Origin of the sequence: Streptomyces sp. NPDC002742, assembly GCF_042888885.1 — a bacterium.
Lineage (GTDB): Bacteria > Actinomycetota > Actinomycetes > Streptomycetales > Streptomycetaceae > Streptomyces.
Window position 1 is genome coordinate 125,361 of record NZ_JBIAQF010000018.1, and the last position, 18,453, is coordinate 143,813.

Below are 18,453 nucleotides of genomic sequence, written 5' to 3' on the forward strand. Positions count from 1 at the left end.
TGTTCAGGGGCCGCGAAGATCCCGCGGACAGGTGTTTCGGCGCACGTTTCGGCGTGCGACCGTGGGGGAGGTCACTGTCACGATGATCGGGTTGCGTGGCGGGGGTCTCGCGACTTAGAAAAGCAGTCGGGTGGAGATATGCATCGCGGTGGCGGACTGGGCGAGGGGACCGATGACCTCAACCCTCGGCGTGCCCGGCGGGGGAAGCACCGGCGCGAGGCGGAGGAAGCCGCCGGGACGAGAGCGGGACAGGCACAGGGCTCGCAGAGCGAGCCCGAGCGGATCGATCGCGCGGTCGAACGACTGCGGGCGGAGAGCGGGAATGGTGGCCGGGTGGGGGTGACGTACAAATACTTCGGCGCGCCGGACGGCGCGACGGCGGCCCGGGTCCCGATCTCGATGCGCCCCGAGGAACTCGGCGGCGACGAGCTGGGCATGAACGGCATGTTCACCAAGATCAAGCCGGAGACGATGGCCGCGATGGTCCTCACCGGCATAGAAGGCGTTCCCCTGCACAAGGTGCCGCCGCTCGAACTGGTCGTCCTGCACCCCGACTACGCCGTGGTCAAGCTCCCGATGACCGTCGTCGACCCGTTGCGCGGGATAGGCGAGGAGGCCGTCGGAGCGGCGGCCTTCATCTGGTCCACCGTCCCCGACCGGGGCGGCCCGCGCGACGCCTTCAACGTCTACCAGCTGCTGCACGAATGGCAGGACTTCTCACACCGCCTGCACGAGGCGGGGCATCAGCCTTATTGCCTGGTGTGGCCCTGAGCACTGAGCACTGAGCCGATCATGCGTCGGCTCCGGCTCCGGCCCGGGATCACGCTCGGGCTCGCTCGGGCTCCGCTCAGGTCCGCAGGGCCGTGACCGGCGTCGAGCCACATCCCTGGTCCCCGGCGGATGCTCCTACATCCCGCCCGCGACCCTGAGCACCGCGCCCGTCGTGTACGAGGCGTCGTCCGACAGGAGCCAGGCCACCGCGCCGGAGATCTCCTCCGGCCTGCCCGCGCGGCCCATGGGGACGACGGCGGCCACCCGGGCCGGGCGCTGCGGGTCCTCGTGGAAGTCGGTCCAGACGGTGCCGGGGGCGACGCAGTTCACCCGGATCCCGTCGGCGGCCACCTCCTTGGACAGGCCGACGGTCAGGGCGTCGACGGCCGCCTTGGAGGCGGCGTAGTGGACGTACTGACCGGGGCTGCCGAGGGTCGCCGCGGCGGACGAGATGTTGACGATCGCTCCCCCGCCGGACGCCGCCATCTCCCGTACGGCGCGGCGCGCGCAGAGCAGATAGCCCAGGACGTTGACCGTGAGGGCGTCCCGCATGCCCTCGGGGTCGGCTTCGGCCAGTGGTCCGTTGGGCCCGCTGACACCGGCGTTGTTCACCAGGCCGGTGACCGGGCCGAGTTCGGCCGCCGCGTCGAAGAGCCCGTCGACCGCGGCCGGGTCGGAGGTGTCCACGGCCACCGGCAGACAGCGCCGGCCCGCGTCCACCACGGCGTCCGCCACCGTCTCGGCCGCCGCGCGATCGGACCGGTAGCCGATGACGACGTCATGGCCCTCCAGTGCCAGCCGCCGGCACACGGCGGCGCCGATACCGCGGCTGCCGCCGGTCACCACCGTGATCTTCCGACCGTCACTCATGATCGCCCCTCTCGCCCGCACAGCCGATCAGTGTGCCAGGCGGGAGGCCGGGCCAGGAGCGAGGCCGGAGTCAGGACTGAGCCGGAGGTCAGGGGAGCCGGGGAGCCGGGAAAGGTGACCGGGCGGGTGCCTCGGCGGGTGCCTCGGCGGGTGAACCTACAGGCACCTTGAGACGTCGGAGGACACGACTCGCCCATAAGTCTTCATGACTCCACAAAGGACAAAAGCCGCTGGGGCAACGGGATCTGACGCCGAGCCGTACCTGCCACGCATCAGGGCGGGCAGACGAGTCGCCGCCGATCGGGTCATGCGCGAGGCGCCGCCCAGGACCGAAAACCATCGGGCTCGCGCGGTGAATCAGCAGGTCAGCGATGCCGGTCCGGCGCCGGGCGGCCATCGGGGCGGCCGGCCGGCGGGGCCTCGGCCGGCGGCCGGGTGCGCTTCCCAGGTGGTGCGCGGAGCAGTTCGGCTTGACGGTGGATCACGTCGGGCCGGGTTCTTTTCCGCTGACAAGAGGTCAGCTGCCCGATCCCGACGGAAGGACTCGACAATGCGATCTGCCCGCATGCTCCTGGCCACCGCGACGGCCACCGCCGCTCTCGCGATCGCCGCCCCCGGCGCCCACGCCGTCTCGGCCGGCGACTGGGGCCACGACGACTCCTCTTCGTCCTCCTCCTCTTCCCCTTCCTCCTCCTCCAGCAAGGAGCAGGGGTCCTCCGGATACGGGAAGGAGCAGGAGGACTCCGGATACGGCAAGGAGAAGGAAGACTCCGGATACGGCAAGGAGCACGACAAGGACAGCGACCACGGCAAGGGTTCCTGGAGCCACGAGAAGCCGGAAGGCGGCGTGCACACCGGTGGCGGTGCGCTGATGTCCGTCAAGACGGACGACTCGTCCAAGGGCGACAAGCGGTACGACCCGGAGACCTACAAGGACAAGGGCTCGTCGAGCTCCGACAGCAGCGGCTCCTGGGACTCCGGGCAGGACAAGGGATCCTGGGGCTCCGGGCAGGACAAGGGCTCGTGGGACCCGAGCAGCAAGGAGGACCAGGACAAGCCCCACGGCGGCATGCACACCGGCGGCGGCGGTCTCGCCACGTCGTCGGGTGTCACGGCCGGCGGAATCGGGGTCCTGGGCCTCGCAGCCGCGGGCGTGTACATGCTGCGCCGTAGAAGCGCGCAGGGCGGTGTGGCCTGACCATGCCTGACGACATAGCGGTCCGGGCCGCCACCCACCCACCCCGTGGCGGCCCGGCCGGTCTCCCCCTCCCACCCCGACCCGCTCTCCCCCTCCCGGCTCCCACACCCGTTGCCGACCCGTCTTCTGTCGCTCCTGCCGCCCCTGCGGCTCGTCCCGCCCTGGCTTCCGCCGCGTTTCTTCTGCTCTTGCGGGCCCTGCTCTGTTTTGCTGCTCTCGCCGCTCTCGATGCTCCTGATGCTTCCGCCCAGTCCGCTCTGCTGCCCCGACCCGATGAGGTGGTGCCCGATGGCAGCCCGGTTGTCCTCTCCTGCCGAGACCCCGTACGCGTCGCCCGAGCGGAGATCCCGGCGTCGTGCGACGTGGGTCGTGTGGTGCGCCGGTATCGCGGTCCTGCTGGCCACGAATCTGCTCCACCGCCACGACGAACCGTCCGGCCCCTCCCCCACGTCCCGGGCCGCCGCGGCCCCCGCGCCCTCGCACTCGGCCGGGTCCTCGGCCTCGCCCTCGAACGACCGCCCGGCCAGGAAGCATCTCCCGCGAGCCGAGCCGACCCGTCTGCTCATTCCCAAGATCTCGGTGGACGCGCCCTTCACCGAACTCGCCATCGACGCCACGGGCAAACTCCAGCCCCCGCCAGCGAGCGACACGAACCTGGTCGGCTGGTACGCCAAGGGTGTCTCCCCCGGTGAGACGGGTGCGGCGATCATCGCCGGGCACGTCGACACGACGACCTCCGCCGCCGTGTTCGCCGGTCTCGGCGAGCTGAAGAGGGGCGACAAGTTCAGTGTCGAGCGGTCCGACGGACGGACAGCGTCCTTCGTCGTCGACAGCGCGGAGACCTTCGCCAAGAACGAGTTCCCCGACGACCGTGTGTACGCCGACACACCCGACGCCGAGGTCCGCCTCATCACCTGCGCGGGCACCTACGACCGCACCGTCAGGGACTACACCGACAACCTGGTGGTCTTCGCCCACCTCGTCTGACCCGGCGGGCGGTGTGCGGCGGGCGGTGCGGTGCGGTGTGCGGCCGCGCCCAGGTCGTCCCCGGCCCCGGACCCGCGCGGCCACACCTCGCGGGATCCTCGCGCCGATCTCCCCTCCTTGACGCAACGTTGACACCACGGCCCATCAAAGACCCGTCAAGGCACACCGCATCCGGCCCCGCGGCTCACTACCGTCGGACGTATGGAACGCCGCGACGATCCGTGCGCAGCGGCCGAGGTGCCCCCACCGGCCGAGGAGGTCGCGCACGACCTTCTCTGGGCCCGGGACCTGCGCAGCTCGCTGCGTTGCGCGGCCGCGCTCCTCGCCCTCCTGCTGCTGATCGACGGCGCCGCCGGCACCCTCACCGCCCCGCGCGCCCTGCTGTGGTTCACGCTCGCGGCGCTGCTCTTCGCCGTCCTGTGCCCCACCCGGATCGCCGCGGGCGAGGGCTGGCTGACCTCGCGCGGGCCGCTCGGCACCCGGCGGGTACGGACCGACCGTCTGGTGTCCGTGCGCTGCCTGGACGGCGTAGGGCAGCGGCTCGTGCTGCGCGACACCTCCGGCGCGCGCCTGGAGATCGACCCGCGTGTGCTGGTCGCCAGCCCGGAGCTGTGGCACCGCCTGGACGAGGACGCCCGGGTCTCCGCGCTGCGCGGCTCCCTCACCTGCGGGGAGACGGCGCTGCGCCGCGTCTCGGAGCGGATCGACCGTGAGACGGCGCGGACGGTGTTCAAGGTGTCGGGGCTGGACTGAGTGTCGGGGCCGCCCGCCCTTCCTCCTCGGGCTTACCCTCCGCCCGTGCTCAACGTGACGGGGATCCTCAAACGCCTGGTGATCGGCCGGGCGATGCGCAGCGAGGAACTGACCGAGACGCTCCTGCCCAAACGGCTGGCCCTGCCGATCTTCGCCTCCGACCCGCTGTCGTCCGTGGCGTACGCGACGCAGGAGATCCTGCTCGTCCTCACCCTCGGCGGACTGGCGTATCTGCACTTCACGCCGTGGATCGCGGGCGCGGTGGTGGCCCTGATGGCCGTCGTGGTGCTGTCGTACCGGCAGGTGGTGCACGCCTATCCGAGCGGCGGCGGCTCCTTCGAGGTCGCGTCCACGAACCTGGGCCCCTCGGCCGGACTGGTCGTCGCCGCGTCGCTGCTGGTCGACTACGTCATGACGGTGGCCGTCTCGGTGGCCTCAGGCGTCGACAACATCATCTCGGCGATCCCCGGCCTCGCCCACCAGCGGGTCCTGATGGCGCTGGTCTTCGTCGCGCTGCTGGCGGCCATCAATCTGCGGGGGGTGCGCGAGTCGGGACGGGCCTTCGCCGCGCCGACCTATCTGTTCATCGGCGGCGTCCTGATCATGGTGGTCACCGGGCTGATCCGGTACCTCCTCGGGGACCCGCCGGTCGCCGAGAGCGCCGCCTACGGTGTCACGCCGGACCCCGCCGACGCGCACCTCGCGGGCCTGGCCCTGCTGATGCTCGTGCTGCGCGCGTTCTCCTCCGGCTGTACGGCGCTGACCGGCGTGGAGGCGATCTCCAACGGCGTCCCGGCGTTCCGCAGGCCCAAGTCGCGCAACGCGGCCACCACGCTGGCGGCGATGGGCGGCCTCGCGATCGTCATGTTCGTCGGCGTCACCACGCTGGCGCTGGTCTCCAAGGTGCACATCACCGACGACTCCTGCCGGCTCACCGGGCTGGGCGGCGACTGCGCCACCTACACCCAGCGCACGGTCATCGCGCAGATCGCGGCGGCGGTGTTCGGCGGGGAGCGGAGCCTCGGCTTCTACTTCATCCAGGCCGTGACGGCCCTCGTCCTGATCCTGGCCGCGAACACGGCCTTCAACGGCTTCCCGCTGCTGTCCTCCATCCTCGCCCAACACCGCTATCTACCGCGCCAGTTGCACAACCGCGGGGACCGGCTGGCCTTCTCCAACGGCATCCTGGCCCTCGCGATCGTCGCGGGCCTGCTGCTGTGGGGCTACCGGGCGAACGTCACCAGCCTCATCCACCTCTACATCCTGGGCGTGTTCACCTCCTTCACGCTCTCCCAGCTCGGCATGGTGCGGCACTGGAACCGCGAACTGCGCGCCGAGCCCGACGCCGCCGCGCGCCGCCGCCACCACACCGCGCGCGTGATCAACGCGGTGGGCTCGGTCGTCACCGGACTCGTCCTCCTCATCGTCCTGACCACCAAGTTCACCCAGGGCGCGTGGCTGGCCGTCCTCGCGGCGAGCGTGCTGTGGGTGACGATGCGCGCGATCAGACGTCACTACGACAGCACGGCGGCCGAGCTGGCGGTGACCGACCCGCACGAGGAACTCGTGCCGCCCAGCCGGGTGTTCGCGATCGTGCTCGTGTCCACGCTGCACAAGCCGACGCTGCGGGCCCTCGCCTACGCGCACGCCGTCCACCCCTACCGGCTGGAGGCGCTGACGGTCTCCGTCGACCCGGAGGCGACGGCCGAGCTGCGCGGGCGCTGGGAGGAGTACGGCATCGACGTACCCCTGAAGATCGTCGACTCCCCCTACCGCGAGATCACCAAGCCGGTCGTCGGGTACGTCCGCTCGGTACGCCGCGAGAGCCCCCGCGACGTCGTCGCCGTCTTCGTCCCCGAGTACGTCGTCGGCCACTGGTGGGAGAACCTCCTCCACAACCAGTCCGCCCTGTGGCTCAAGAACCGGCTGCTCTTCACCCCGGGCGTGATGGTCACGAGCGTGCCCTGGCAGCTCACCTCCTCGGCCCACGCCGACCGGCCGGCGGCCCGTGCCCCGGGATCCGTCCGCCGGGGAGAGCCGCCGGTGCCTCCGCGGCAGCGCCAGGACCATTGACACCGCCTCGACGGCCGACGTCGTCCACCGGCAGCCGCGCCGCGGCTTGATCGCCGTCGAGGGCGCCGAACTCCAGACCCCGACGACGAGCACCGCGTCAGCGACACCGCCCGCAGGCGGTTGCGGCGGTCCCTGGACCTGGAGGGGGCCAGGCCGGCCGACACCTGAACCGGAGTTCGCGACTCCACCTCTTGGCGCCCCCGTGATGCGCGACCAGGCGGTCTTAACGCAAGCTTGACGCCTGGGCCCCCCTGACGCGTGGGCCCGGGGATCACTCTCTGCATACGCTGATGGGCGCCGTCTCCTCGATGGCCACAACCGTTCGAAGAGCCGTACGTCAGGAGAGTCACCGATGGCCAGCACCGAGCCCGCCCCGCCGAGCCGATTGCGGGCGTGGATGCTGGAAGGCCTGTCCGACATGGGCAAGACCAAGGGCCGCCAACTGCCGGGCCCGGCCCAGCCCGCCCCCGTGCACAAGGGACAGCGCTGGTGGCGCGTCATGTGCCTGACCGGCGTCGACTACTTCTCCACCCTCGGCTACCAGCCGGGCATCGCCGCCCTCGCGGCCGGACTGCTGTCCCCCGTGGCGACCGTCGTGCTCGTCATCGTCACCCTGGCGGGCGCACTGCCCGTCTACCGCCGCGTCGCGGAGGAGAGCCCGCACGGCGAGGGCTCCATCGCGATGCTGGAACGCCTGCTCTCCTTCTGGAAGGGCAAGCTGTTCGTCCTCACCCTGCTGGGCTTCGCCGCCACCGACTTCCTGATCACCATCACCCTCTCGGCGGCCGACGCCTCCACCCACCTGGTGGAGAACCCCCATCTGAACAGCGCGCTGCACGACAAGCAGATGGTGATCACCCTGTTCCTGGTGGCCCTGCTGGGCGCGGTCTTCCTCAAGGGCTTCCTGGAGGCGATCGGCGTCGCGGTGGTGCTGGTGGGCATCTACCTCTCGCTCAACGTCGTGGTCGCCGTCTCGGGACTCTGGGAGGTGATCACCCACGAGCACCTCGTCACGGACTGGACCACCGCGCTGACCGCCGAACACGGGAACGTCCTGGCCATGATCGGGGTGTCCCTGCTGGTCTTCCCGAAACTCGCGCTCGGCCTGTCCGGCTTCGAGACCGGTGTCGCGGTCATGCCGCACGTGGAGGGCGAGACCAGCGACACCGAGGAGAAGCCGGCCGGACGGATCCGCGGCGCCAAGAAGCTCCTGACCACCGCCGCCGTGATCATGAGCGTCTTCCTGATCGTCACCAGCTTCATCACCACCGTGCTGATCCCGCCGAAGGAGTTCCAGCCGGGCGGCCAGGCCAACGGCCGCGCCCTCGCCTATCTGGCCCACGAGTACCTCGGCAACGCCTTCGGCACGGTCTACGACGTCTCCACGATCTGCATCCTGTGGTTCGCCGGCGCCTCCGCCATGGCCGGGCTCCTGAACCTCATGCCGCGCTACCTCCCGCGTTACGGCATGGCCCCGCACTGGGCCCGCGCGGTCCGCCCCATGGTGATCGTCTTCACCCTGATCGCCTTCCTGGTCACCTGGATCTTCGACGCCGACGTCGACGCGCAGGGCGGCGCGTACGCGACCGGTGTCCTCGTCCTGATCAGCTCGGCCGCCATCGCCGTCACCATCGCCGCCCGCAAGGCCCGCCAGAAACACTGGACCATCGGCTTCGCCGCCATCTCGGTGGTCTTCCTCTACACGACCGTCGTCAACGTCATCGAGCGCCCCGACGGTGTGAAGATCGGCGCCTGCTTCATCGCCGGCATCATCCTCGTCTCCCTGCTCTCCCGGCTCGCCCGCGCCTTCGAGCTGCGGGTCACCGGCATGACCATGGACGACATGGCCGAGCGGTTCGTACGGGACATCGCGAGCCGGCGGATCCGGTTCGTCGCCAACGAGCCCGACAAGCGCGACAAAGCCGAGTACCGCGAGAAGATCGAGCAGATCCGCGCCGACCACGATCTCCCGCCCCAGGAGGACTTCGTCTTCCTGGAGGTCACCGTGAGCGACCCCTCCGAGTTCGAGTCGGTCATGAACGTACGCGGCGAAGTGCTGCACGGCCGCTACCGAGTCCTGACCCTGGAGTCCGCCTCCATCCCCAACGCCCTCGCCGCCCTGCTGCTGCACGTCCGCGACACCACGGGCCGCATCCCGCACATCTACTTCGAGTGGACCGAGGGCAACCCCTTCACCAACTTCCTGCGCTTCTTCCTCTTCGGCCAGGGCGAGGTCGCCCCCGTCACCCGGGAAGTCCTGCGCGAGGCCGAGCCCGACCGCGAACGACGGCCGCGGGTGCACGTCGGCTGAACCCGGCCCCGGCCGATGGATAACAGGGATCTTTCCGGACAAGTCCGACACGCCGGGAAGGAGTGAGAGGCCGGTAAGAAGACCGCTCGCGGACCCGCCCATCAGGTCGCACGCCGCCCACGGCTTGGCAGACTGGTCGGGTGCCCCAGAACGTACTGCTCGCCGAGGACGACCGCGCCATCCGCCACGCCCTGGAAAGGGCGCTGACACTGGAGGGCTACGAGGTGACGGCCGTGGCCGACGGGGTGGAAGCGCTGGCCCAGGCCCACCGCACCCCGCCGGACGTCCTCGTCCTCGACGTCATGATGCCCGGCATCGACGGCCTCCAGGTGTGCCGCGTCCTGCGCGCCGAGGGCGACCGCACCCCGATCCTGATGCTCACCGCGCTCGTCGAGACCGCCGACCGCATCGCCGGCCTCGACGCGGGCGCCGACGACTACGTGGTCAAGCCGTTCGACGTCGAGGAGGTCTTCGCCCGGCTGCGCGCCCTGCTGCGCCGCACCGGGAGCGGCGCCTTCGACGACGTACCGGCGACCGCGCCCCGGGAACCCCAGACGTCCGGCGCGCAGATCTCCGCGGCCGGGCTGCGCATGGACATCCAGGCGCGCCGGGCCTGGCGCGGACGGCGCGAACTCGAACTGACCCGGACCGAGTTCGAACTCCTCGAACTGCTCGTCCGCAACGCGGGCATCGTCCTCGACCACTCCACCATCTACGACCGGATCTGGGGCTACGACTTCGGCCCCGGCTCCAAGAACCTCGCCGTCTACGTGGGCTATCTGCGGCGCAAGCTCGACGTGCCGGGCGGACCGGCGCTGATCCACACCGTGCGGGGCGTGGGGTACGTCCTGAGGGAGGACTGAGTGCGACGACGGCTGCGGCAGGTGTCCTCCCTGCGGACCACCTTCACCGTCTCCTTCGCGGCCGTCGCCGCCGCCGTCACGGTCCTGGTCGGGTTCCTGAGCTACGACGCCGCCGCCCGGCTGGTGCGGGTCGACCAGCAGACGGTGTTCGCCGGAGTGGTGCAGGACCTGCGCGACCAGGTACGCGAACACTCACTGCACACGAGCGACTTCGCCTCCTCCGACCCCGACCACGACGGACCCCTCAACAACATCATCCGGCCCAGCCGCACCGTCGTTCAGGTGCTCGGCCCCCAGGGCGTGGTCGTCGACCACGGCGTTCCGCCCCTGCCCGTGAACAGCCACGACCGGGCGGTCGCCGAGGACGGCACGGCGGGCAAGCTGGAGCAGCACAGGAACGTCGACGTCGCCGGCGACCGCTACCGGCTGGCGACCGTCTCGCTGGGCGGCGGACGGGGCGCGGTGCAGGTCGCCCAGCAGTTCAGCGACACGGAGGATCTGCTCCGGCAGCTCCAGCAGCGGACCCTGGTATTCGTCGGGGCCGTCGTGATCGCGGCGGGACTGTTCGGCTGGTGGCTGGCCCGGCGCATCACCCGGCGGCTGGTGCGGCTCGCCGGGGCCGCCGAGGACGTGGCGCGCACCGGCCGTCTCGGCATCCAGGTGCCGGTCACCGGGTACGACGAGGTGGCCCGGCTCGGCCGGTCCTTCGACCGGATGCTCGGCCGCCTCGCCCAGTCCGAGGAGGACCAGCGCCGCCTGGTCCAGGACGCGGGACACGAACTCCGTACGCCACTGACCTCCCTGCGTACGAACATCTCCATGCTGCGCCGGATCGACGAACTGCCGCCCGACGCCCGTGAGGAGATCGTCGCCGACCTGGCCCTGGAGTCCCGGGAGCTGACCGACCTGGTCAACGAGCTCGTCGCCCTCGCGGCCGGACAGTCGGACACCGAGCCCGTACGGCGACTCGACCTCGCCGAACTCGCCGAGGACGTCGCGATCGTCGCGCGCCGCCGCACCGGCCGGGACGTCACCGTCCGGGCCACCGGCGACACCGAGGTCGACGGCCGCCCGAGCACGCTGCAGCGCGCGGTCTCCAACCTCGTGGAGAACGCCACCAAGTTCGACCGGGGCGGAACGGCTCCAATCGAGGTCGTGGTGACGGGCCCCGCCCCGTCCGGCGGCGGGCACTCCGGCGACTTTGGCGTCGGCACGGACTCGGGCGCCCATCACGGTCCGGTCCGCGTCGAGGTGCTCGACCGCGGCCCCGGCATCGGCGACGACGACCTCGTACGCGTCTTCGACCGCTTCTACCGCGCCGCCGACGCCCGCAGTCTCCCCGGCTCGGGCCTCGGCCTGTCGATCGTCCGCGAGGTCTCCACGGCCCACGGAGGCACCCCGTTCGCCTACCCGCGAAAGGGCGGCGGCACGGTGATCGGCTTCACGGTGGAGAGCTAGGCACGCTCTGCGGGTGCGTTGCGGGTCGGGCGCAACCCCTCCCGCGACTTCCCGGCCGCGGGACAGAATTCAGCCCCTCCGGCGTTCGAGGAGCGGGATCCGGGGCGGAGCCCCAGGTACGGGAAGGGCAGGGGCGGCGGGGGCGAGAAACCCCCTACACCCGCAGCGCCGCAAGCTGCTCCGCGAACGGGACCACCTGGAAACCGTCCCCGCGAACGGACACGCCCTGGGCAGGGACGGCCGCCTCGGATGCCGCCCGGGCCGGAGCCGAGGTCGCAGCCGGGACCTGGGCCGAGGCCGGGGAACCGGACGGCGAGGGACCGGAGAGGGCGGCCATCAGGGACGCCAACTCCCCCGCCGCCCGCTCGACCCGCTCGGCGAGCCCCTCCGCCCCCCAGTCCTCCGACGCCGCGTACACCCCGGTCGGCACGACCACGGCCCGCAGATACGCGAACAGCGGACGCAGCGCGTGTTCGAGGACCAGCGAGTGCCGCCCGGTCCCCCCGGTCGCCGCGATCAGCACGGGCTTGCCCGCCAGCGCGTCCTTGTCGAGCACGTCGAAGAAGGACTTGAACAGCCCGCTGTACGACGCGGAGAACACCGGAGTGACGACGATCAGCCCGTCCGCGGAGGTCACGTCGTCGATCGCGGCGGACAGCGCCCGGCCGGGGAACCCGTTGGTGAAGTTGTGGGCGATCTCGACGGCGAGGTCACGCAGTTCGACGACCCGCAGGTCCACCGTGCCGGGAGCCCGGCCGGCGGTCGCCGCCGCCAGCCGGTCGGCCAGCAGCCGCGTGGACGACGGAACGCTCAGTCCCGCCGAGACGACGACGAGCCTCATACCGCGGTCACCTCTTCCTTGGCGGCGGCCACCCGGGCCGCGTGGGTCGGCGCGTCCGGCACCTCGGCCGGCCGCCCCTTGGCGAACTCCTCGCGCAGCACCGGCACGACCTGCTCACCGAGCAGGTCGAGCTGCTCAAGGACGGTCTTGAGCGGCAGCCCCGCGTGGTCCATCAGGAACAGCTGGCGCTGGTAGTCACCGGCGTACTCGCGGAACGCCAGCGTCTTCTCGATGACCTGCTGCGGCGAACCGACGGTCAGCGGGGTCTGTTCGGTGAAGTCCTCCAGCGACGGCCCGTGTCCGTAGACCGGCGCGTTGTCGAAGTACGGCCTGAACTCCCTTACGGCGTCCTGCGAGTTGGGTCGCATGAAGACCTGGCCGCCGAGGCCGACGATCGCCTGCTCGGCCGTGCCGTGCCCGTAGTGCGCGTACCGCTCGCGGTAGAGCTCGACCATCTTCCTGGTGTGGTCGGCGGGCCAGAAGATGTTGTTGTGAAAGAAGCCGTCGCCGTAGTACGCGGCCTGCTCGGCGATCTCCGGCGAGCGGATCGAGCCGTGCCAGACGAACGGCGCGACACCGTCCAGCGGGCGCGGCGTCGACGTGAACGACTGGAGCGGCGTACGGAACTTGCCCTCCCACGTCACCACGTCCTCGCGCCACAGGCGGTGCAGCAGCGCGTAGTTCTCGACGGCGAGGTTGATGCCCTGCCGGATGTCCTGCCCGAACCACGGGTAGACGGGCCCGGTGTTGCCGCGGCCCATCATCAGGTCGACCCGGCCGTCCGCGAGATGCTGGAGCATCGCGAAGTCCTCGGCGATCTTCACCGGGTCGTTGGTGGTGATCAGCGTCGTGGACGTGGACAGGACCAGCTTCTCGGTGCGCGCCGCGATGTAGCCGAGCATGGTGGTCGGGGACGACGGCACGAACGGCGGGTTGTGGTGCTCGCCGGTCGCGAAGACGTCGAGGCCGACCTCCTCGGCCTTCAGCGCGATGGCGACCATGGCCTTGATGCGCTCGTGCTCGCTCGGCTCCCGGCCCGTGGTCGGGTCCGGAGTCACATCGCCGACGCTGAAGATCCCGAACTGCATGGTCGCTCACCCTCCAAGTTGTTGATTATTCAACCACACCCCCCAACGGTCACGCCGCCCGAGGTATTCCGCGGCCGTCAGCACCCCCGCCCCGCGATCCCCTCACGGCCGCCCCGCGCCGTGACCCCACACCCGGGCCGAGGGCACGACGGTCCGCGTCGGGAAATCCCACTTGACCGCACCCCGTCTCATGCCCGACATTTATCTGCGTGACACAGACACTGCATGACACATATGAAACGCGACACCCTCCCGCCCGCACTCGCTGGGCGATCCTCGGCGTCGTCCTCGCCGCCGACGTCCTGGACCTCCTCGACGGCACCATCACGAACATCGCCGCCCCGACCATCACCCACGACCTCGGCGGCGGCACCGCCCTCGTCCAGTGGCTCGGCGCGTCCTACGCCCTCGCGCTCGGCGTCCTGCTCGTCCTCGGCGGGCGGCTCGGCGACAAGTACGGCCGCCGCCGGCTGTTCCTGACCGGCCTCGCCGGCTTCACCGCCGCCTCCCTCGCCTGCGGCCTCGCCCCGACACCGGGAACCCTCGTCACCGCCCGCCTCGCCCAGGGCGCCTTCGGCGCGCTCGTCATCCCGCAGGGCTTCGGCATCCTCGGCGCGACCTGGCCCCGGAACCAGATCGGCAAGGCGTACAGCCTGTTCGGACCGGTGATGGGCCTGTCCGCCGTCGGCGGCCCGATCCTCGCCGGACTCATCGTCGACGCCGACCTCGGCGGCCTCGGCTGGCGCCCGATGTTCCTCATCAACATCGCCCTCGGCGGTGCCGCGCTCCTCGCCGCCGCCCGCCTGCTCCCCCACGACACCGGCGACCGGACGACCACCGTCGACATCCCCGGTTCCGCCCTCCTCGGCGCCACCATGCTCGCCCTGCTCACCGGCCTCATCGAGGGTGCGGCCCACGGCTGGAGCACGCTCCCCGTCCTCGCCCTGGCCGCCGGCCTCGCGCTCTTCGCGGCCTTCTGCCACCGGCAGCGCACCGCGCCCGACCCCCTGATCCGGCCCTCCCTCCTGCACAACCGCGGCTTCACCTCGGGGCTGGTCATCGGCGTCGTCTTCTTCGCCGCGGTCGCCGGCCTCCTCTACGTCGTCTCCCTCTTCCTCCAGCAGGGCCTCGGCCGCTCCCCCGCTGCCGCCGCGCTCGCCCTGATGCCCCTGTCGGCGGGCATCGTCGTCGCCTCGATCGCCTGCTACCGCCTGATCGGCCGCCTGGGCCGCCGCCTCGTCCTCATCGGCTTCCTCGTCACGCTCGCCGGAACGGCCCATCTCCTCACCCTGGTCGCCGTCCTGGGCACGGACACCGGAAGCTGGGCCCTGGTCCCCCCGCTGCTCGTCATCGGCCTCGGCATGGGCGCCTGCTTCGGCTCGCTCTACGACGTCACCATCGGCGACATCGCACCCGAGGAGGCCGGCAGCGCGGGCGGCTCGCTCGGCGCGGTCCAGCAGCTCGCCAACGCGATCGGAGCCGCCTCCGTCACCACCGTCTACTTCCACACCGGCGGCGGCGAGACCCACGCCACCACCGTGAGCCTCGCCGTCGTGGCCGCCATCACCCTCCTGTGCTGCCCCCTCGTACGCCTGCTGCCGCTCAAGGCGCCGGAGCAGCACCATTAGGACTGCGGGGCCCGCTAGGGAACGAGGACCAGCCGGCCCCGCAGCCCGCCCTCCGCGAGCCGCGCGTGCGCCTTGACGGACTCGTCCAGCGCGTACGTCCCGGCGACCCGGGTCGTCAGCACGCCCTCGTCGACGAGCGCCACCAGCTCCGCGAGCCGGGCCCCGTCGGCGGCGACCTCCAGGGAGCCGGTCCGCACCCCGCGCACGGACGCCGGGTGGGCCCCCGGGATGACCCCCATGAAGGCGCCCCCGTCCCGCACCCACTCCAGCGCGTCCGCGCCCAGGATCGCCGCGTCCAGCACCGCGTCCACGCTCCCCGGAGCCACCCCGTCCGACACGAACCGGTCCGCCCCCAGGGACCGCACGAACTCCTCGTCGCCCTCCCTGGCCAGCGCGGTCACGCTCACCCCGAGCCGGGAGGCGAGCTGCACGGCGTACCCGCCGACCGCCCCCGCGGCCCCGGTGACCAGCAGGTTCTGCCCCGGCTCCAGGGCCAGCCCGTCCAGGGCCTGGGCGGCCGCCAGGGCGTTGAGCGGCAGGCTCGCCGCGTGAACCGCGTCGACCGAGCGAGGCGCCGCGGCCACCGCGTCGGCGTCGACCACCACATGATCGGCGTGCGTACCGAGGGGCTTGACCGGCCCGTACGCCAGCGCCACCACCTCGTCGCCCACGCTCCACCCCGAGGCGGCCCCGACCGCGTCCACGACGCCGGCCACGTCCCAGCCGAGCCCCAGTCGCTTCCCCGTGTTCCCGAAGACACCGGCACGCACCCCGGCGTCCACGGGATTGACCCCCGCCGCCGCCACCTTGATCCGCACCTGCCGGGCCCCCGGCTCCGGCACGGCGACCTCGACGATCTCGACGGCTTCCGGACCGCCGAACGACGTCACAACCGCTGCACGCATCCCAGCTCACCCCATCAGTAGGTCGTCCACGGGTATCTTTCCCGCTGCAACAACCCTAGGAAGAGTTACTATCCAAAGGTAAGTAGGCACCTGAAGGTGCGTACGTATCCCGGAGGTGCGTCATGGCGACCACGACAGCGGCCCAGCGGCGCCACCAGGCCCGCGTCGAGTACGACGCGTTCCTCAAGAGCTGCCCCACCAACCAGCTCCTGGACCGCATCAGCGACAAATGGGTCAGCCTGATCGTGAGCGCGCTCGCCGAGGCCGGCGGACCGATGCGCTACAGCGACCTCGGCCGCAGGATCCCCGGCGTCAGCCCGAAGATGCTGACGCAGACCCTGCGTTCACTGGAGCGCGACGGCATCGTCTCCCGCACGGTCACCCCGTCCGTCCCGGTCCGCGTCGACTACGAACTCACGCCGCTGGGCGCGAACCTGAGCGGTCTGCTCACCGCCGTCAAGGACTGGGCGGAACACCACATCGAGGAGGTCGTCGAGTCCCGCGAGCGCTACGACGCCTCGTCCGAGTCCGCCTGAAGGTCCCCGGACCGCAGTCGCGCGACCTGTTCGGCGCTGAAGTCGACAGTGCGCCGCATGTGCCCGATGATCAGCGCGACCTCGGCGTCGTCGAGCCCGTCGAACAGGGCGTACCAACCACCGCCCAGCCGCTCCCACATGCGCCCGAACTCGGCGATCTTCTCCGGCACGGTCGCCACCAGCACCCGCCGCCGGTCGACCACATCGCGCTCCCGCACGACATAGCCGGCCTTCTCCAGCCGGTCCACGAGCCGCGTGGCGGACCCGGTCGTCAGCCCCGTCATCTCGGCGATCCGCCCGGTGGTCACCGGCCCCGCCTCCAGGCTGAGCAGATTCACACACTGCACATCCGTCGGATGCAGCCCGACGTGGTCGGCGAGGGCCTGGTTGAACAGCGCGTACGAGGCCATGTACCGCCGCGACACGACCGCCAGCTCCCCGAGCAGCCGCTCCCGCGCTTCCCCAGCCGTGGCCATACGGCCCCCTTCCACCAGCCCAGCCAAAATCGTACGCCGCACGCCCCGCACCCCCCGAACCGGCGCCGCACCCCACCAGCGTTCTTTCGCCTCCTCCGCCCCTCCCCTTCCCACCCCTGGGGCTCCGCCCGGACCCCGCTCCTCAAACGCCGTAGGGGCTGGATCCCGCACCCGCAGCCGGGTACGCACGGAAGGGGACGTGCCGGTACATCGAATGCCCGCAGGCCGGACGGATCAGCACCCGCCCGCACCTCGAAACGCTGCCGAGATCCGTTCGGATGCGGGCGGACGTACCGGCGCGGCCCCGACCCACCCACCAGCCCGAACCGCGTCCTGACACAGTGACCGCATGCTGATCGCCCGCTCCGCTCTCCTGTTCGTCCTGGCCGCACTCCTGGAGATCGGCGGCGCCTGGCTGGTCTGGCAGGGCGTACGCGAGCACCGCGGCTGGCTCTGGATCGGAGCAGGCGTGATGGCCCTCGGCGTGTACGGCTTCGTCGCCACCCTCCAGCCGGACGCCGCGTTCGGCCGCGTCCTCGCCGCGTACGGCGGAGTCTTCGTGGCCGGCTCCCTCGCCTGGGGCGTGGTCGCGGACGGCTACCGTCCCGACCGCTGGGACATCACCGGCGCCCTGATCTGCCTGGCCGGAGCGGCCGTGATCATGTACGCGCCCCGAGGCGGCGGCTGACGCCCGCCTATCCTGGCCGGAGCAACCGAAGACACGCAGACACCGCCAAGGAGCAGCCGTATGACCCCCGCCGCCGCGTCCCGTATCGCCGTCATCACCGGTGCAAGCAGCGGAATCGGCGCCGCGACGGCCCGGCAGCTCGCGGCCGAGGGCTACCGCGTCGTCCTCACCGCCCGCCGCAAGGACCGCATCGAGGCGCTGGCGGAGGAGATCGCCGCGGCCGGCGGCCAGGCGACCGCGTACGCCCTGGACGTCACCGACCGCACGGCGGTCGACGAGTTCGCGACGGCGTTCAAGACGATCGGCGTGCTGGTCAACAACGCGGGCGGCGCGCTCGGCGCCGACCCGATCGCGACGGGCGACCCGGCCCAGTGGCGCCAGATGTACGAGACGAACGTCATCGGCACCCTGAACGTCACCCAGGCCCTCCTCCCGGCGCTCACCGCGAGCGGCGACGGCACGGTCGTCGTCCTCTCCTCCACGGCGGGCCACAGCACGTACGAGGGCGGCGGTGGCTACGTCGCCGCCAAGCACGCCGAGCACGTCCTCGCGGAGACGCTGCGTCTGGAGATCGTCGGCACGCCCGTCCGGGTCATCGAGATCGCCCCCGGCATGGTCAAGACCGACGAGTTCGCCCTGACCCGCTTCGGCGGCGACACCGAGAAGGCCGCCAAGGTCTACGCGGGCGTCGCCCAGCCCCTCACCGCCGACGACGTCGCCGACACCATCACGTGGGCGGTCACCCGCCCCAGCCACGTGAACATCGACCTCCTCGTCGTCCGCCCCCTCGCCCAGGCGTCGAACACGAAGATCCACAGGGAGCTTTGATGCCCGACCCGGCGTCACCTCCGGAGCGGCCGGCGCCCCCGGACGGCGAACAGGCCCGCCTCGCCCTGGAGAAGAAGCGCGAACGCTACGTCTGGTACTACCTCGCGTACTTCCTCTTCGGCATCCACATCGTGGCCTTCGTCATGATCTACGCGGTCCTGCACGCGAAGTGACCGCTC

General features: G+C 71.5%; 18 protein-coding genes. 13 read left to right on the forward strand and 5 right to left on the reverse strand.

Features of this window, described 5'->3' with window-relative positions; translation table 11 throughout:
- Nucleotides 1-333 precede the first annotated feature (333 nt).
- Nucleotides 334-771, forward strand: a complete 438-nt coding sequence (locus ACFYW8_RS29535; RefSeq protein WP_003974483.1) for a hypothetical protein — start codon at nt 334-336, stop codon at nt 769-771.
- Between the two features lie 135 nt (nt 772-906).
- Here ACFYW8_RS29535 and ACFYW8_RS29540 read toward each other — a convergent pair whose 3' ends face one another.
- On the reverse strand, nt 907-1,641 hold the full coding sequence (locus tag ACFYW8_RS29540; RefSeq protein WP_389083200.1) for an SDR family NAD(P)-dependent oxidoreductase: 735 nt from the start codon (nt 1,639-1,641) through the stop codon (nt 907-909).
- A 550-nt stretch (nt 1,642-2,191) separates the two neighbouring features.
- Between ACFYW8_RS29540 and ACFYW8_RS29545 the strand changes: the two genes are divergently transcribed.
- The 7 genes from ACFYW8_RS29545 (at nt 2,192) to ACFYW8_RS29575 (ending at nt 11,284) form a co-directional block, all read left to right on the forward strand.
- A complete protein-coding gene (locus ACFYW8_RS29545) occupies nt 2,192-2,839 on the forward strand; it encodes a hypothetical protein (RefSeq protein WP_365878225.1) in 648 nt (215 codons plus the stop codon).
- Between the two features lie 288 nt (nt 2,840-3,127).
- The gene (locus tag ACFYW8_RS29550; protein ID WP_365878226.1) at nt 3,128-3,826 is read left to right on the forward strand and encodes a class F sortase; all 699 of its coding nucleotides are present in this window, start codon (nt 3,128-3,130) and stop codon (nt 3,824-3,826) included.
- 201 nt (nt 3,827-4,027) lie between these two features.
- Entirely contained in the window at nt 4,028-4,579 is a 552-nt protein-coding gene (locus ACFYW8_RS29555; protein WP_365878228.1) for a hypothetical protein, read from the forward strand.
- Between the two features lie 93 nt (nt 4,580-4,672).
- The gene (locus ACFYW8_RS29560) at nt 4,673-6,652 is read left to right on the forward strand and encodes an APC family permease (RefSeq protein WP_389083414.1); all 1,980 of its coding nucleotides are present in this window, start codon (nt 4,673-4,675) and stop codon (nt 6,650-6,652) included.
- 352 nt (nt 6,653-7,004) lie between these two features.
- Nucleotides 7,005-8,963, forward strand: coding sequence for an amino acid transporter (locus tag ACFYW8_RS29565; protein ID WP_389083213.1), 1,959 nt, complete (start codon nt 7,005-7,007; stop codon nt 8,961-8,963).
- A gap of 140 nt (nt 8,964-9,103) precedes the next feature.
- A complete protein-coding gene (locus ACFYW8_RS29570) occupies nt 9,104-9,826 on the forward strand; it encodes a response regulator transcription factor (protein WP_389083218.1) in 723 nt (240 codons plus the stop codon).
- Complete coding sequence (locus ACFYW8_RS29575) at nt 9,827-11,284, forward strand: ATP-binding protein (protein WP_389083223.1); 1,458 nt, start codon at nt 9,827-9,829, stop codon at nt 11,282-11,284.
- 154 nt (nt 11,285-11,438) lie between these two features.
- Here ACFYW8_RS29575 and ACFYW8_RS29580 read toward each other — a convergent pair whose 3' ends face one another.
- Complete coding sequence (locus ACFYW8_RS29580) at nt 11,439-12,125, reverse strand: FMN reductase (protein ID WP_389083227.1); 687 nt, start codon at nt 12,123-12,125, stop codon at nt 11,439-11,441.
- Nucleotides 12,122-13,213 carry an LLM class flavin-dependent oxidoreductase gene (locus ACFYW8_RS29585; RefSeq protein ID WP_365878240.1) on the reverse strand — a complete coding sequence of 364 codons (1,092 nt, stop codon included), beginning with the start codon at nt 13,211-13,213 and terminating at the stop codon, nt 12,122-12,124. The genes ACFYW8_RS29580 and ACFYW8_RS29585 overlap by 4 nt, the downstream gene beginning before the upstream one ends.
- A gap of 209 nt (nt 13,214-13,422) precedes the next feature.
- Here ACFYW8_RS29585 and ACFYW8_RS29590 point away from each other — a divergent pair, with 209 nt between their 5' ends.
- Nucleotides 13,423-14,841, forward strand: coding sequence for an MFS transporter (locus ACFYW8_RS29590; protein WP_389083235.1), 1,419 nt, complete (start codon nt 13,423-13,425; stop codon nt 14,839-14,841).
- A 14-nt stretch (nt 14,842-14,855) separates the two neighbouring features.
- Here the strand turns inward: ACFYW8_RS29590 and ACFYW8_RS29595 are convergent, their stop codons facing one another.
- Nucleotides 14,856-15,746: a zinc-binding dehydrogenase gene (locus tag ACFYW8_RS29595; protein ID WP_389083239.1), complete on the reverse strand. Its 891-nt coding sequence runs from the start codon at nt 15,744-15,746 to the stop codon at nt 14,856-14,858.
- Nucleotides 15,747-15,868: 122 nt separating this feature from the next.
- On the opposite strand from ACFYW8_RS29595, the gene ACFYW8_RS29600 reads away from it, so the two are divergent.
- The gene (locus ACFYW8_RS29600) at nt 15,869-16,282 is read left to right on the forward strand and encodes a winged helix-turn-helix transcriptional regulator (RefSeq protein WP_389083243.1); all 414 of its coding nucleotides are present in this window, start codon (nt 15,869-15,871) and stop codon (nt 16,280-16,282) included.
- On the opposite strand, the gene ACFYW8_RS29605 is transcribed toward ACFYW8_RS29600, so the two are convergent.
- The gene (locus ACFYW8_RS29605; protein ID WP_365878244.1) at nt 16,255-16,758 is read right to left on the reverse strand and encodes a MarR family transcriptional regulator; all 504 of its coding nucleotides are present in this window, start codon (nt 16,756-16,758) and stop codon (nt 16,255-16,257) included. The genes ACFYW8_RS29600 and ACFYW8_RS29605 overlap by 28 nt on opposite strands.
- A gap of 349 nt (nt 16,759-17,107) precedes the next feature.
- On the opposite strand from ACFYW8_RS29605, the gene ACFYW8_RS29610 reads away from it, so the two are divergent.
- The 3 genes from ACFYW8_RS29610 to ACFYW8_RS29620 are packed head-to-tail and all read left to right on the forward strand — an operon-like array spanning nt 17,108 to nt 18,447.
- Entirely contained in the window at nt 17,108-17,446 is a 339-nt protein-coding gene (locus ACFYW8_RS29610) for a YnfA family protein (protein WP_389083250.1), read from the forward strand.
- 60 nt (nt 17,447-17,506) lie between these two features.
- A complete protein-coding gene (locus tag ACFYW8_RS29615) occupies nt 17,507-18,274 on the forward strand; it encodes an SDR family NAD(P)-dependent oxidoreductase (RefSeq protein ID WP_365878248.1) in 768 nt (255 codons plus the stop codon).
- Entirely contained in the window at nt 18,274-18,447 is a 174-nt protein-coding gene (locus tag ACFYW8_RS29620) for a hypothetical protein (protein ID WP_365878250.1), read from the forward strand. Before ACFYW8_RS29615 ends, ACFYW8_RS29620 begins: the two co-directional genes overlap by 1 nt.
- Nucleotides 18,448-18,453: the final 6 nt, after the last annotated feature.

Bases quoted from the DNA above. Each gene is read 5' to 3' on its own strand.
- ACFYW8_RS29540 (WP_389083200.1), bottom strand. From the start codon at position 1,641: ATGAGTGACGGTCGGAAGATCACGGTGGTGACCGGCGGCAGCCGCGGT.
- ACFYW8_RS29545 (WP_365878225.1), top strand. From the start codon at position 2,192: ATGCGATCTGCCCGCATGCTCCTGGCCACCGCGACGGCCACCGCCGCT.
- ACFYW8_RS29550 (WP_365878226.1), top strand. From the start codon at position 3,128: ATGGCAGCCCGGTTGTCCTCTCCTGCCGAGACCCCGTACGCGTCGCCC.
- ACFYW8_RS29555 (WP_365878228.1), top strand. From the start codon at position 4,028: ATGGAACGCCGCGACGATCCGTGCGCAGCGGCCGAGGTGCCCCCACCG.
- ACFYW8_RS29560 (WP_389083414.1), top strand. From the start codon at position 4,673: ATGCGCAGCGAGGAACTGACCGAGACGCTCCTGCCCAAACGGCTGGCC.
- ACFYW8_RS29565 (WP_389083213.1), top strand. From the start codon at position 7,005: ATGGCCAGCACCGAGCCCGCCCCGCCGAGCCGATTGCGGGCGTGGATG.
- ACFYW8_RS29580 (WP_389083227.1), bottom strand. From the start codon at position 12,125: ATGAGGCTCGTCGTCGTCTCGGCGGGACTGAGCGTTCCGTCGTCCACG.
- ACFYW8_RS29585 (WP_365878240.1), bottom strand. From the start codon at position 13,213: ATGCAGTTCGGGATCTTCAGCGTCGGCGATGTGACTCCGGACCCGACC.
- ACFYW8_RS29595 (WP_389083239.1), bottom strand. From the start codon at position 15,746: ATGCGTGCAGCGGTTGTGACGTCGTTCGGCGGTCCGGAAGCCGTCGAG.
- ACFYW8_RS29600 (WP_389083243.1), top strand. From the start codon at position 15,869: ATGGCGACCACGACAGCGGCCCAGCGGCGCCACCAGGCCCGCGTCGAG.
- ACFYW8_RS29605 (WP_365878244.1), bottom strand. From the start codon at position 16,758: ATGGCCACGGCTGGGGAAGCGCGGGAGCGGCTGCTCGGGGAGCTGGCG.
- ACFYW8_RS29610 (WP_389083250.1), top strand. From the start codon at position 17,108: ATGCTGATCGCCCGCTCCGCTCTCCTGTTCGTCCTGGCCGCACTCCTG.
- ACFYW8_RS29615 (WP_365878248.1), top strand. From the start codon at position 17,507: ATGACCCCCGCCGCCGCGTCCCGTATCGCCGTCATCACCGGTGCAAGC.
- ACFYW8_RS29620 (WP_365878250.1), top strand. From the start codon at position 18,274: ATGCCCGACCCGGCGTCACCTCCGGAGCGGCCGGCGCCCCCGGACGGC.